The 14451-nt window shown below is 72.1% G+C and carries 11 protein-coding genes; all 11 read left to right on the plus strand.

Going from position 1 to position 14451, the window contains the following annotated elements; genetic code table 11:
• The first annotated feature begins 77 nt into the window (after positions 1-77).
• The 11 genes from LQK89_RS06710 to LQK89_RS06760 all read left to right on the plus strand — a co-directional run bounded on the left by LQK89_RS06710 (position 78) and on the right by LQK89_RS06760 (position 13956).
• Positions 78-725 carry a TetR/AcrR family transcriptional regulator gene (locus LQK89_RS06710; protein ID WP_174778326.1) on the plus strand — a complete coding sequence of 216 codons (648 nt, stop codon included), beginning with the start codon at positions 78-80 and terminating at the stop codon, positions 723-725.
• 228 nt (positions 726-953) lie between these two features.
• Positions 954-1868 (plus strand): ABC transporter ATP-binding protein, encoded by a 915-nt coding sequence (locus LQK89_RS06715; protein ID WP_231050550.1) that lies wholly within the window; start codon positions 954-956, stop codon positions 1866-1868.
• Positions 1865-2581: an ABC transporter permease gene (locus LQK89_RS06720; RefSeq protein WP_144801472.1), complete on the plus strand. Its 717-nt coding sequence runs from the start codon at positions 1865-1867 to the stop codon at positions 2579-2581. Before LQK89_RS06715 ends, LQK89_RS06720 begins: the two co-directional genes overlap by 4 nt.
• On the plus strand, positions 2578-3306 hold the full coding sequence (locus LQK89_RS06725) for an ABC transporter permease (RefSeq protein ID WP_231050551.1): 729 nt from the start codon (positions 2578-2580) through the stop codon (positions 3304-3306). Before LQK89_RS06720 ends, LQK89_RS06725 begins: the two co-directional genes overlap by 4 nt.
• Positions 3303-4223 (plus strand): ABC transporter substrate-binding protein, encoded by a 921-nt coding sequence (locus tag LQK89_RS06730; protein ID WP_141861171.1) that lies wholly within the window; start codon positions 3303-3305, stop codon positions 4221-4223. The genes LQK89_RS06725 and LQK89_RS06730 overlap by 4 nt, the downstream gene beginning before the upstream one ends.
• Positions 4224-4500: 277 nt before the next feature.
• Positions 4501-5913 (plus strand): cytochrome ubiquinol oxidase subunit I, encoded by a 1413-nt coding sequence (locus LQK89_RS06735; RefSeq protein WP_231050552.1) that lies wholly within the window; start codon positions 4501-4503, stop codon positions 5911-5913.
• Between the two features lie 19 nt (positions 5914-5932).
• Positions 5933-6937: a cytochrome d ubiquinol oxidase subunit II gene (gene cydB / locus LQK89_RS06740; RefSeq protein ID WP_141861175.1), complete on the plus strand. Its 1005-nt coding sequence runs from the start codon at positions 5933-5935 to the stop codon at positions 6935-6937.
• 12 nt (positions 6938-6949) lie between these two features.
• A complete protein-coding gene (cydD, locus tag LQK89_RS06745; protein WP_231050553.1) occupies positions 6950-8668 on the plus strand; it encodes a thiol reductant ABC exporter subunit CydD in 1719 nt (572 codons plus the stop codon).
• Positions 8665-10353, plus strand: a complete 1689-nt coding sequence (cydC, locus tag LQK89_RS06750) for a thiol reductant ABC exporter subunit CydC (RefSeq protein ID WP_174778331.1) — start codon at positions 8665-8667, stop codon at positions 10351-10353. Before cydD ends, cydC begins: the two co-directional genes overlap by 4 nt.
• 138 nt (positions 10354-10491) lie before the next feature.
• The gene (leuS, locus tag LQK89_RS06755; protein ID WP_058742463.1) at positions 10492-13053 is read left to right on the plus strand and encodes a leucine--tRNA ligase; all 2562 of its coding nucleotides are present in this window, start codon (positions 10492-10494) and stop codon (positions 13051-13053) included.
• 114 nt (positions 13054-13167) lie between these two features.
• Complete coding sequence (locus LQK89_RS06760; RefSeq protein WP_231050554.1) at positions 13168-13956, plus strand: ComEA family DNA-binding protein; 789 nt, start codon at positions 13168-13170, stop codon at positions 13954-13956.
• Positions 13957-14451 lie beyond the last annotated feature (495 nt).

Below are 14451 nucleotides of genomic sequence, written 5' to 3' on the forward strand. Positions count from 1 at the left end.
GTTCCAGCCGGTCTCTGCGAGAGTTGCCCCGTCACATCCCACATGACCGCGTCCGTCCGGGCGCAAGAGGAGAACACGTGCTCGTCACCGAGGTATCGAACGCACTGCCGGGGGGATCATCACTGCTCAGGAACGAGCCGGTCCAAGCCCGCAGTTCGGCGCGCCTCGCGGGACTCCTCGACGCCGCTGCGGCCGTCATCGACGAGATCGGCTTCGAGCGCCTGACGACCGCCATGGTCGCGGAGCGCGCCGGTGCGTCCATCGGCACGGTCTACCGGTACTTCCCGGACCGCATCGCCGTGGTCGAGGCCCTCGCGATCCGGAGCACGCAGCGGCTCGCCGAGCGGTTCCTCACGGCGCTCGACGAGAGCGACGCGACGACCTGGCAGGACGCCTGCGACGCACTCATCGACGCGACCGTCGAGATGTACCGCACCGAGCCGGGCTTCCGGGCGATCCGCTTCGGTGACCCGGCGGACACCGGGACCGGGGACGCCGAGGACCGGATGGCCGCGCTGGGGGCGGCCGTCGCGCAGGTCCTGCACGACCGGTTCGACTTCCCGACGGGGGAGCGCGTCGAGCGCACGTGGGTCGTCCTCGCGGAGTCCGCGCACGCCGTCATCGCGCGCGCCGTGCGAGACCGGGCGGAGCCCGACACCGCGCTGATCGAGGAGTACCGCACGATGAGCCGGGCGCACCTCGAAGCGGTGATCGCCGCCTCCTGACCGGATCCCGGCCCCGCAGCCGGGCGCGACCCGCCCGGCCGACCGTCCGACCCACCTGCCGACGCCCGCGCTCCGAAGAGGAGTCGCGGGCGTCGTCGCGCTCGGGACCGCGCTGTCGGGGGAGCGTTGTCCGCGAGCCGTCATGGGCCGTCACCACGCGGACCGGACGATGACCGCGTGTGTACGCTCGGTCGGAGTCGGGCTACCTCCGGACAGAAGGGCACCCACATGATCGAGTTCCGCTCGGTGCGCAAGACGTACCCGGACGGTACGACGGCGGTCGACGACTTCAGCCTCGTCATCCCCTCCCGCACCACGACGGTCTTCGTCGGGTCCAGCGGCTGCGGCAAGACCACCCTCCTCCGCATGATCAACCGCATGGTCGACCCGAGCTCGGGCACCGTGTCGATCGACGACGAGGACGTCGCCGGTGTCGACCCCGTGCAGCTCCGCCGGCGCATCGGGTACGTGATGCAGAACGCCGGGCTCCTGCCGCACCGGAAGGTCGTCGACAACATCGCGACCGTCCCGCTCCTGACCGGTGTCCCGAAGGGCGAGGCCCGGGCGCGCGCGCTCGAGCTCATGGACACCGTCGGGCTCGACCGGGCCTTCGCGGACCGGTACCCGTCGCAGCTCTCCGGCGGCCAGCAGCAGCGCGTCGGTGTGGCCCGTGGCCTCGCGGTGGACCCGAACGTCCTGCTCATGGACGAGCCGTTCGGCGCCGTCGACCCGCTCGTCCGCAACGACCTGCAGGACGAGCTCATCCGGCTGCAGCGCGAGCTCGGCAAGACGGTGGTCTTCGTCACGCACGACATCGACGAGGCCTTCAAGCTCGGCGACCAGGTCGTCATCCTCAAGAAGGGCGGCGAGATCGCCCAGCTCGGGACCCCGGCCGAGATCCTCGCCGAGCCGGCGGACGAGTTCGTGGCGAACTTCATCGGCGCGGGCCGTGGTCGGCGGGCGCTCCGGGTGGAGCAGACCCCGACCGGCCCGATCGTGGTGGACGGCGACGGCCGGGCGGCCGGCGTGCTCACCGGTCCGGTGACGGTGGTGGACGCGGCAGCCGCCGTGCCGCAGGGTGCAGAGGCCGGGGCGCGTGACACCGCCCCGGGTGCTCCGGCGCAGGGTGGGGGACCCCGGTGAAGTGGGTCCTGTCGAACCTCGACACGATCAGTGACGCCACGCTCGCGCACCTCGCGATCGCGATCCCACCGATCTTCATCGCGTTCCTGCTGTCGATCCCGGTCGGCTGGCTCGTCGTCCGGCTGCAGCGCCCCGGAGGTTCCCGCGTCGCCGCGGGTGTCGGCACCGGCATCGTGACCGTGGCCGGGCTCCTCTACGCGATCCCGTCCCTCGCGCTCTTCGTCGCCCTGCCGGCCGTCATCGGCACGGGCCTGCAGGACCCGGTCAACCTCATCATCAGCCTGACGCTCTACGGCCTCGCGCTCATGGTCCGCTCGACCGTCGACGCGCTCACCTCGGTCGACGCCGGGACGAAGGCCGCCGCGACCGCCATGGGGTACTCGGGTGTGCAGCGCTTCTTCCGCGTGGAGCTGCCGCTGGCCGGGCCCGTCCTGCTCGCGGGGCTGCGGGTCGTGGCGGTGTCCACGATCTCGCTCACGACCGTCGGTGCGGTGCTCGGCATCCAGAGCCTCGGATCGCTCTTCACGGACGGCCTCGGTCGCGGCATCTACGAGGAGATCCTGTCGGGCATCGTGATGGTGCTCGTCCTGGCCTTCGCGCTCGACGGGCTGCTGGTGCTGCTCGGCCGGCTGGTCATGCCGTGGACCCGTCGTGCACCCCGGAGCCGCCGTGCGGTCCGGCGCGTGCTGCAGCGGGCGGAGGTGGCGTCGTGATCATCGCGCAGGCGTTCGGGTGGGTCTTCGACCCGCAGAACTACACGGGCTTCAACGCCATCCCCGGCCGCGTGTGGGAGCACGTCTGGATCACGCTGCTCGCCGTGCTCATCGCCGCGGTCGTCGCCGTCCCGATCGGGTACGCGATCGGCCACACCGGGCGCGCGCGCGGGTTCTCCATCGCGCTGTCCGGCGGCATCCGGGCACTGCCCACGCTCGGCGTGCTCTCGCTGTTCGGGCTCCTGCTCGGCATCGGGCTGCAGGCGCCGCTCCTCGCCCTCGTCATCCTGGCGATCCCGTCGGTGCTCGCCGGCGCGTACTCGGGCATCGAGTCGGTCGACCCGGTGACGGTCGACGCGGCGAAGGCGCAGGGCATGACCGGGTGGCAGGTCCTGTGGAAGGTCGAGATCCCGCTCGGGCTGCCGCTCCTGATCGGCGGCCTCCGCGCCGCGGTCCTGCAGGTCGTCGCGACCGCCACGCTCTCCGCGTACGTCGGCGCCGGTGGTCTCGGCGGCTACTTCTTCCTCGGGCTCAAGACCCAGGACTACGCCGAGATGCTCGGCGCCTCCATCCTCGTGATCGCCCTCGCGATCGCGTTCGAGATCGTGTTCGCCGCTCTCCAGCGGGCGGCGGTGCCGAAGGGCACCGTCGACCCGTCGGCCCGGCGGCGCCAGGGGTCGCGCGAGCGCTCCCGCAATCCCATCCCGGAAGGAAATCCATCGTGATCACAGCAAAGATCCGTGCCGGCGTCGCAGCAGCGCTGGCACTGGGCGTCGCCGCCGCCCTCACCGGCTGCGCGTCGAGCAACCCGCTCGACAGCGGCTCGAGCGCGTCGAGCGACTCGAAGACCATCGTCATCGGTTCGCAGCAGTACTACTCGAACGAGATCATCGCCGAGATGTACGCGCAGGTGCTCGAGAAGGACGGCTTCACGGTGAAGCGGAACTTCAACATCGGCCAGCGCGAGATCTACATCCCGCAGCTCGAGAAGGGCGCGATCGACGTCATGCCCGAGTACAGCGGCAACCTGCTGCAGTACTTCGACAAGGAGTCGACGGCGAAGACCGCCAGCCAGATCGACGAGGGCCTGTCCAAGGCGCTCCCGTCCGGTCTGCGGGTCCTCGACGCGGCCGAGGCCACCGACCAGGACAGCTACACCGTGACCAAGGAGTTCTCCGAGAAGAACGACGTCACGAGCCTGGCCGACCTGAAGAACGTCAGCGAGAAGCTCACCGTCGGCGCGAACTCCGAGTTCCAGACCCGCCCGTACGGCCCCGACGGCCTGAAGTCGGTCTACGGCGTGGACGTCGACTTCAAGGCGATCGAGGACTCCGGCGGAGCCCTGACCGTCAAGGCGCTCAAGGACGGCACCGTCCAGCTCGCCGACATCTACACCGCGGACCCGAGCATCAAGGCGAACGACCTCGTCTCGCTCAAGGACCCGGAGAACCTGATCCTGCCGCAGAACGTCATCCCGGTCGTCTCGAAGAAGGTCGACGACAAGGCCGCGGCGGACATCGACAAGGTGAACAAGGTGCTCACCGAGGCCGCGCTCATCGAGGTCAACTCGAAGAGCACCGTCGACAAGGAGAAGGCGTCGCAGATCGCGAAGGACTTCCTCTCCTCGAAGGGCCTCCTGTAGGGGTTCCACAGCGTCAGGAGACGACAGGCGTCGGGCATCGAGCCCGGCGCCTGTCGTCGTTCCAGGAGGGGTCCGCTCAGCACCGATGTTCCGCACGGTTGTGCCGATCACGGCCCCTGCACGTTCGTGCATTTCTCGCCTCTACAACTTGTCGAAGCAGGTGTCCCGCCGGTAGCGTGGAGGTGTCCCAACGGCCAGTGACAGCAGAAGTCCCCCTTCCACAGGAAGCAACTGACGTGCAGCACCAGCGCGCGGCGACCCGGCATGGACGCGCCGCATGAACGACATCCTCGACCCCCTGATCCTGTCGCGGTGGCAGTTCGGCCTCACGACGATCTACCACTTCCTCTTCGTCCCGCTGACGATCGGCATGGCCCTCGTCGTGGCCGTGTTCCAGTCCGCCTGGGTCCGCACCGGCCGGGCGCACTACCTGCAGCTCACGCGGTTCTTCGGACGGATCTTCCTCATCAACTTCGCGATGGGTGTCGTCACGGGCATCGTGCAGGAGTTCCAGTTCGGCATGAACTGGTCGAACTACTCACGGTTCGTCGGTGACGTCTTCGGCGCCCCGCTCGCCCTCGAGGGCATCCTGGCGTTCTTCTTCGAGGCCGCGTTCATCGGCATCTGGATCTTCGGGTGGGACCGCCTGCCGAAGGCCGTGCACCTCGCGAGCATCTGGTGCGTCAGCGTCGGCACGATGCTGTCGGCGTACTTCATCCTCGCGGCGAACGCGTTCATGCAGCACCCGGTCGGCTTCGCGATCAACGAGGCCAAGGGTCGCGCGGAGCTCACCGACATCTGGGCCGTCCTGACGAACAAGGTCGCCCTCGCCGCCTTCCCGCACACGCTGTTCGGCGCGTTCATGGTCGCGGCCTCGGTCATCGTCGCGGTGGCGGCGTACCACCTGGCGCGGAACCAGCACCTCGAGACCATGCTGCCGGCGCTGAAGTTCGGCATGTGGACGATGCTCGCATCGGGCGCGCTCACGGTGCTGTCCGGCGACCAGCTCGGGCTGACGATGGTCGACACGCAGCCGATGAAGATGGCAGCGGCCGAGGCGCTCTACAACACCTCGACCGGCAAGGACGCCTCCTTCTCGATCTTCACGTTGGGGACGCCGGACGGCGTGCACGAGCTCTTCTCGATCCGCATCCCGTACCTGCTGTCGTTCCTGTCGACCCACACGTTCACCGGCACGGTCGAGGGCATCAACGACCTGCAGGCGCAGTACTCGCAGGTGTACGGCCCCGGCGACTACAAGCCGATCATCTGGGTGACCTACTGGTCGTTCCGGTGGATGATCGCGCTCGGTGTCGGCGCGGTGCTCGTGTCCCTGGTCGGGCTCTGGCTGACCCGCAAGGGTCGGTTCCCGACGCAGCGGTGGGTGTGGCGCGTGGCGACCTGGTCGGTGCCGCTGCCGATGGCCGCGATGATCATGGGCTGGGTCTTCACCGAGATGGGCCGCCAGCCGTGGCTCGTGTTCGGGTTGCTCAAGACCGCCGACGGGGTCTCCCCGAACGTGACCGGGGTCGAGGTCCTCATCTCGCTCGTCGTGTTCACACTCATCTACGGCACGCTCGCGGTCGTCGAGTTCCGCCTCATCAAGAAGGTCGCGCAGGAGGGCCCCGCCGCCCCGGCGGAGGTCGACGAGGAGACCGGCGCGGTCAAGCACGAAGTGACGGTCTACTAGAAATGGAAACTGTCTGACCATGGACCTCCCCGTTCTCTGGTTCGCGATCGTCGGTCTGTTCTTCGTCGGGTACTTCGTGCTCGACGGGTTCGACTTCGGCGTCGGGATGTCGCTGCCGTTCCTCGGCAGGGATGACACCGACCGTCGCGTGCTCATCAACACGATCGGCCCGGTCTGGGACCTCAACGAGACGTGGGTCATCGTCGCGGGGGCGTGCCTGTTCGCGGCGTTCCCCGAGTGGTACGCGACGATGTTCTCCGGGTTCTACCTGGCGCTGCTGCTCATCCTCGCGGCGCTCATCGCCCGCGGGGTCTCGTTCGAGTACCGGCACCAGGAGAAGCACCTGGCGTGGAAGCGCCGGTTCGACCTGATGATCGTCGTCGGCAGCGCGGTCCCGTCGTTCCTGTGGGGTGTCGCGTTCGGCAACGTCGTCCGGGGCATCCCGATGGACGCCGGGCACAACTACACCGGCACCTTCCTCGACCTGCTCAACCCCTTCGCGCTCCTGACCGGGCTCGCGACCCTGCTCGTGTTCTTCACACACGGCGTGGTGTTCGTCGCGCTGAAGACCGAGGGCGAGATCCGCGAGCGGGCGAAGCGCCTCGCGACCCGGGCGGGCGTGCTGACGATCGTCGTCGCCGCGGCGTTCCTCGTCGCGATGGCGTTCGTCCGCGCGACTCCGGCGAGCCTCGTGCTCTCGGTCGTCGCGGCCCTGGCCCTCGTGCTCGCGGTGCTCTGCTCGGCGTGGGGGAAGGAGGGGCGGGCGTTCGCGCTCATGGCCGTCACGATCGCCGCGGTCGTCCTGGCGATGTTCACCGCGATCTTCCCGGACGTCATGCCCGCGTCGAACGACCCGGCGAACAGCCTGAACGTCGTCAACGCCGCGAGCGGGACCTACACGTTGACGGTGATGAGCTGGGTGGCGCTGATCTTCGTGCCGCTCGTGCTCGCCTACCAGGCCTGGACGTACTGGGTGTTCCGCAAGCGGGTCTCCCGGGCCCACATCGCGCAGGCCGCGCACTAGGAGGACACCGCCGTGAAGCCGCTCGACCCCCGACTGCTCCGCCTGTCGCGCACGGCGCGCGGGGCCGTCGCGGCGTCCGCGGCCACCGGCCTGGTCCGGACGCTCGCCACCGTCGCGATCGCCTGGGGCATCGCCACCGCCGTCACCCTCGGCGTCGACGGGGTGCGCGACCGCGTCGTCCCCGCCGCGCTCACCCCGACGCTCGCCCTGCTCGGCGCGGCCTTCTTCGTGCGGGCCGTCGCCGCGTGGGCGACCGACGACCTCGCTGCCCGGGCGGGTGCTCGGGTGAAGAGCGAGCTCCGGGCCACCGTCCTGGCGCGTGCGGCGGAGCGCGGACCGGCGTGGCTGCAGGGGCGGTCGAGCGCCGCGTTCGCGACCACCCTCGGCCCCGGGCTCGACGCGCTCGACGCGTACTTCGGCCGGTTCCTGCCGCAGCTCGCCCTCACCGCCGTGGCGACCCCGGTCCTGCTGCTCGCGATCGGGGCCGGCGACCTGACGAGCGCGCTCGTCATCGTGCTCGCGATGCCGGTGATCCCGGTGTTCATGGTGCTCATCGGGCTCGCGACCCAGTCGCTGCAGCGCCGGCAGGCCGATGCCCTCGCCCGTCTCGGGAGCGCGTTCACCGAGGCGGTCGAGGGCCTGGCGACGCTGAAGGTGTTCGGCCGCGCCCGCCGCCAGGTCGGCCGGATCGGGGACGTCACCGACGAGTACCGTCGCGGCACCCTCGGCGTCCTGCGGCTGTCGTTCGTCAGCGGCTTCGCGCTCGAGCTCGCCGCAAGCCTGTCCGTCGCGCTCGTCGCGGTGTCGATCGGCGTCCGGCTCGTCGACGGCTCGCTCGGCCTGGGCGCCGCGATGTTCGTGCTCGTCCTCGCGCCGGAGGCCTTCGCGCCGATCCGGCAGGTCGGCGCCGACTTCCACGCCGCCCAGGACGGCGTCGAGGCGTCCGCGGCCGTCCTCGACGTGCTCGACGACCGCGCTGGACACGACCGCGCAGGAGACGACCCCGCAGGCGACCACCGCGTCGTCCCGCGCGCATCCGGGCACGACGGACCGACGGACCCCGGGACCGACCTGGTCCTCACCCGCCTCACGGTCACCCGCCCCGACACCGTCATCGGCCCGCTCGACGTGCGCGCCGCCCCCGGCACGGTCGTCGCGCTGGCCGGCCCGAGCGGCTCCGGCAAGTCGAGCCTCGTCGCCGCGATCCGCGGCGTGCTCCCGCACGACGGCACGGTCGCCGTGCCGTCCGGGACCGATCGGTTGGTCCCCGCGACGCGGTCGGTCGCCGAGCGCACCACGTGGGTCGACCAGCGGCCGCGCCTCGTCCGCGGAACGGTCGCCGAGAACGTCGCCCTGCACTCCCGACCCGACACGGCCGACGTACGTCGCGCCCTGGGCGAGGCGGGGCTGGGACTCGACCCGGGCCTCCCGGTCGGACCCGGCGGAGCCGGCCTCTCCGGCGGTCAGGCGCAGCGGGTCGCGGTGGCCCGCGCGCTGTACCGCGCCCGGCGCGAGCGGACGCCGCTCGTCCTGCTCGACGAACCGACGTCGGCCCTCGACGCCGAGGCCGAGCAGACCGTCGTGCGCGCCCTGCGCGCCCTCGCGGACGACGGGGCGGTCGTCGTGGTCGCCAGCCACCGCCCGGCCGTGCTCGCCGCGGCCGACGTGCGCGTCGACCTGCACGCGGACGGCGCGACGACCGTGACGGCCCGACGGGCGGTGCGGGCGTGAGCCGGGAGGCACGGCGCACGTCGGTCCTGCGGCTCGCCCTGCCGCACGGTGCGGGTTGGGCGAAGGCGGTCGCCGCCGGGACGACCAGCGCGCTCTGCGCGGTCGCGCTCCTCGCCGCGAGCGGCTACCTGATCACGCGGGCGGCCGAGCAGCCGCCCATCCTGTACCTGACGCTCGTGATGGTCGGCGTCCGGGCGTTCGCCCTCGGACGGGCCGCCCTGCGCTACGTCGACCGGCTCGCCGGGCACGACGCGTCGTTCCGGCAGCTCGCGGTCGTCCGGACGGAGATGTACCGCCGCCTCGCGTCGGTCGCCCCGGCCGGGCTCGGCCGCACCGGCCGCGGCGACCTGCTCACGCGGCTCGTGACCGACACCGACCGCCTGCAGGACCTGCCGATCCGCGTCGTCGGGCCGCTCGTGTCGGCGGGGGTCGTCGCGGTGCTGTCCGTGGTCGCCGTCGCGGTCGTGTGGTGGCCGGCCGCGCTCGTGCTGCTCCTCGCCCTCGGTGCCGCCGCGGTGCTCGGGACGGTCGTGACGCTCGCGGTCGCCCGGCGGTCCGACCGCGAGACCGCCGCGGAGCGCGGCCGGGTCGCGGACCTCGTGCTCGACACCGTGCGCACGCTCGACGTCTTCGCCGCCTACGGCACGCTGCCGGACCGGCTCGCGACGATCGCGGCGCTCGACGACCGGGTCACGCGGGCGGTGCGGCGCCGCGCGACCGTCGAGTCGCTCGTCGGGGCGCTCGTCGGGCTGCTCGGCGGCGGCGCGGTCGTCGGCGTCCTTGCCGTCGGCGCACCCGCCGTCGTCCGCGGTGCGCTGGACGGACCGCTGTGGGCGCTCGCGGTGTTCGTGCCGCTGGCCCTGTTCGAGGTCGTCGGCGGTGTGCCGCTCGCGGTCCTGACGCTCCGTCGGGTCCGGGCCGCCGCCGAGCGGGTGGAGCAGGTCGTCCCGGCAGCGGTGCCGGCCGGGATCGTCCCCGAGCCGGACGAGCCCGCGACCGCGGACGAGCTCGCCGTCGACGGGCCGGTGACCGTGGCCCTCCGTGACCTCACCGTGCGGTGGCCCGGTGCCGGGACACCCGCGGTCGACCGGGTCTGCCTCGACCTGCGGCCCGGCGAGGTCGTCGTCCTCGCGGGGCCGAGCGGCGCGGGGAAGTCCACGCTCGTCGACGCCCTGGTCCGGTTCGTCGACCACGAGGGCTCGTACACGCTCGACGGCGTCGAGGCGCGTCGGCTGCACCCGGACGCCGTGCGCGCCCGGGTCGGACTCGTCGAGCAGGACCCGTTCGTGTTCGACCAGACCGTGCGGCAGAACCTGCTCTTCGCCCGCGACGCCGCGACCGACGCCGAGCTCGTCGACGCCCTCGAACGGGTCGGCCTGGGCGGCTGGCTCGCCCGACGCGGCGGACTCGACGCACCCGTGGGGGAGCGGGGCACGCTGCTGTCCGGCGGCCAGGCGCACCGGCTCGCCCTGGCGCGGGCGTTGCTCCACGCGTTCCCGGTGCTCGTGCTCGACGAGCCGACCGCTGACGTCGACCCCGACCTCGGCGACGCCGTGCTGCGCGACCTCGTCGGGGCGGCGCGGTCGGCTGGACGGACGGTGCTCGTCGTGTCGCACGTACCGGTGCCGGCCGACCTCGTGGACCGGACGCTGCGGATGCGGGACGGGCGGCTCGTCTCGGCGTGAGCCGCGGGCCGGAGGCGCAGCCGGACGGGCGTCGGGACGGATGTGGCCCGCGGTCCGGGGTGGGCGCGACCCGGTGGCGGGAGCGACGGTGCGGAGCGGGGCCGAGCCGCGCCTCCAGGCCTTGTACGCTGGGTGACCGTGACCACCGAGCACCCCACCGAGCAGGCACCCGTCGACCCCGACGCCTACGACTTCCGGCGCATCCAGGAGAAGTGGCAGCCGCGGTGGGAGGAGCTCGGACTCTTCACCACCGACCTCGACGACAGCCGCCCGCGCAAGTACATCCTCGAGATGTTCCCGTACCCGTCCGGCGACCTGCACATGGGCCACGCCGAGAACTGGGCGCTGGGCGACTTCGTGGCGCGCTACTGGCGGCAGCAGGGCTTCAACGTGCTGCACCCGATCGGCTGGGACTCGTTCGGGCTGCCCGCCGAGAACGCCGCCATCAAGCGCGGGGTCGACCCGCGTGAGTGGACCTACGCGAACATCGAGCAGCAGAAGGCGTCGTTCAAGCGCTACGCGCCGTCCTTCGACTGGACGACCGAGATCCACACCTCGGACCCCGAGTACTACAAGTGGAACCAGTGGCTGTTCCTCAAGATGTACGAGAAGGGCCTGGCGTACCGGAAGGACAGCTGGGTCAACTGGGACCCGGTGGACCAGACCGTGCTCGCGAACGAGCAGGTGCTGCCAGACGGCACCTCGGACCGCTCCGGCGCCGTCGTCGTCAAGAAGAAGCTGACGCAGTGGTACTTCGCGATCACGAAGTACGCCGACCGCCTGCTCGACGACCTCAACCAGCTCGAGGGCCGCTGGCCGGCGAAGGTCATCGCCCAGCAGCGCAACTGGATCGGCCGGTCGGTCGGTGCCGACGTCGACTTCGTCATCGAGGGTCGCGACGAGCCGGTCACCGTCTTCACCACGCGCCCGGACACGATCCACGGCGTGACGTTCCTGGTCGTGGCGCCGGACTCCGACCTGGCGGCGTCGCTGGTCTCCTCGGCCGAGCCCGCGGTGCGTGAGGCGTTCGACGAGTACCTGACGGCGACGCAGAAGACCTCCGAGATCGACCGGCAGAACGCCGACCGTCCGAAGACGGGCGTCCCGCTCGGCCGCTTCGCGATCCACCCGCTGACGGGCGAGCGTCTGCCGATCTGGGCCGCCGACTACGTGCTCGCCGACTACGGCCACGGTGCGGTCATGGCCGTCCCGGCGCACGACCAGCGCGACCTCGACTTCGCGCGGGCGTTCGACCTGCCCGTCAAGGTCGTCGTCGACACGAACGCCGCCGTCACCGGCGCGATCCCGGTGATCCCCGAGGGCGCGACGCTCGAGGACCTGCCCGCCCTCGACCCCGTCTCCACCGGCGAGGCGCTGACCGGCCAGGGGCGGATGATCAACTCCGGCCCGCTCGACGGCATGTCGAAGCAGCACGCGATCACCGCGGCGATCGGCCTGCTCGAGGAGCGCGGCACCGGTCGTGCCGCGAAGACCTACCGCCTGCGCGACTGGCTCATCTCGCGGCAGCGCTTCTGGGGCACCCCGATCCCGATCATCCACGGCGCCGACGGCACCGAGCACCCGGTGCCGTTCGACCAGCTGCCGGTGCGCCTGCCGTCGACCGAGGGCCTCGACCTCAAGCCGAAGGGCACCTCGCCCCTCGGCGGCGCCACCGACTGGGTGAACGTGCCGAACCCGGTGGACGGCTCGCCGGCGCTGCGCGACACCGACACGATGGACACGTTCGTCGACTCGTCGTGGTACTTCCTGCGCTTCCTCGCCGCGAACGACGACACGCAGGCGTTCGACCCGGCCATCGCGCGCAAGTGGGCTCCGGTCGACCAGTACATCGGCGGCATCGAGCACGCGATCCTGCACCTGCTGTACGCCCGCTTCGTCACGAAGGTCCTGTTCGACCTCGGGTACCTCGACTTCACCGAGCCGTTCTCGGCGCTCCTCAACCAGGGCATGGTGCTGTCCGGCGGTTCGAAGATGTCGAAGTCGAAGGGCGGCGTCTCGCTCGGCGACGAGCTCGACGCGAACGGTGTCGACGCGATCCGCCTGGTCATGGGCTTCGCCGGCCCGCCGGAGGACGACATCAACTGGGAGGACGTCTCCCCGTCGGCGTCCGCGCGCTTCCTCGCCCGTGCCTACCGCCTGGCGACCGACGTCACGTCGTCGCCCGACGCCGTGTGGGCCGACGGCGACCGTGCACTCCGGCAGGTCACGCACCGCTTCCTGGCGGACGCCCCAGGCCTCATGGAGTCGTTCAAGTTCAACGTCGTGATCGCGCGGCTCATGGACCTGGTGAACGTCACCCGCAAGGCCATCGACAGCGGCCCCGGCGCCGGTGACCCGGCCGTGCGCGAGGCCGCCGAGACCGTCGCACTGGCCCTCGCCGTGTTCGCGCCGTACACCGGCGAGGAGATGTGGGAGAAGCTGGGCTACGAGGCCACCGTCGCCACGTACGGCTGGCGGAAGGCCGACCCGACGCTGCTCGTGCAGGACACCCTGACGGCGGTCGTGCAGGTCAACGGCAAGGTCCGGGACTCGTTCGAGGTGTCGAAGTCGATCGAGGCGGACGAGCTCGAGCAGCTCGCGCGTGCGTCGGCGAACGTGCAGCGGTACATCGGCGAGCGCGAGATCGTGAAGGTCATCGTGCGGGCGCCGAAGCTCGTGAACATCGCGATCAAGGGCTGAGGCCCGGTGTTCCTGGGCTGAGCCCGCTCCTCCACAATCGACGGCCCGGCGTCGCCCTCCACAGGGGCGGACGCCGGGCCGTCGTCGTCGATGCGGCGGTCCTAGCGTGCCGGCATGGCTCCTGCTGACCCGGTCCCCGACGCTCGCTGGCGACGCTGGACGCTGACGCCGCGCACGGCGGTGGTGCTCGGGGCGGTGGTCGTGGCGGTCGCGCTGGCGATCGTCGGCGTGGGTGCCGTCGGGGAGCGATCGACGGGGCAGGTCACGGTGTCCGGTGGGTCGGCCGGGTCGGGCGCAGGGTCTGGGCCGGCGTCGGGGGCCGCGTCGGCCGGGACGGACGGTCGGCCTGGAGGCACGGGGGCGCCCCGGTCGCTCGACGCGCGTCCGACGGGTGGTCCGACTCCGTCACCGACGGCGGCGCTCGTCTCCGTCCACGTGGTCGGGGCGGTCGCTCGCGCGGGGGTCGTCGAGCTGCCGGACGGCTCCCGCGTGCAGGCCGCGATCGAACGAGCGGGCGGGGCGACCGACGTCGCGGACCTGACGCGGGTGAACCTGGCGCGCCCGGTGGTCGACGGTGAGCGGCTGTACGTGCCCGCGGTGGGCGAGACCGAGGTGCCGGCGGCGCTCGGTCCGGACGTGGCGGGCGGCGCCGGCGGTGGTGCCGGGGCTGGCGCCGGTGGCGGCTCGGCTGCCGGTGCCGGCGGCGCGGGTGACGTCGTCGACCTGAACCGGGCGGACCAGGCGACGCTCGAGACCCTGCCCGGGATCGGTCCGGCCCTCGCCGCGCGGATCATCGCCTGGCGGGACGAGCACGGCGGCTTCACCACGGTCGAGGACCTGCTCGACGTCAGCGGCATCGGCGACACCCGGTTCGCGGAGCTCCGGGAGCGGGTCCGGGTGTGAGGGCCGTCGACCTGCGTCCGGTCCTCACGGACCTGCGGTTCGCCGGCCCGGTCGCCGTGGCGTGGGTGGTCGTGGTGCTCCTGGTCGCGCAGCCCGGGTCCGCGCTCCTCGTCGCGGCGGTCGCCGCCGGCGTCGCCGTGCTCGGCGGGGTCGTCACCGGGCACCCGGCGCTCCGTCCGCGGGTGCGGGCCGTCGGCGCCGTCGTGCTGACCGCGGGGGCGTGCTGCGTGCTCGTCGCGGTGTCGATCGCGGTCGGGCAAGTGCACCGCGACCCCGAGGCCCTTCGGCGAGCCGTCGGCCACAGCGCCCGGGTCGCGGTCGACCTGCGCCGCGACCTCGGGCCGGGCGACAAATCGGTGGTCGGGGCGCTCCGCGCGGTGGACGGGCACGGCGTCGGGGGCGTGCCGGCGCGGGTGGTCACCACCTCCGACACGGTGCTGCCCGCGGGGACCCTGCTCACCGGGCGCGCGACCGTCGAGCGGGACGACCCGGGAT

It is taken from the genome of Curtobacterium sp. C1 (assembly GCF_021049325.1).
GTDB lineage: Bacteria > Actinomycetota > Actinomycetes > Actinomycetales > Microbacteriaceae > Curtobacterium > Curtobacterium citreum.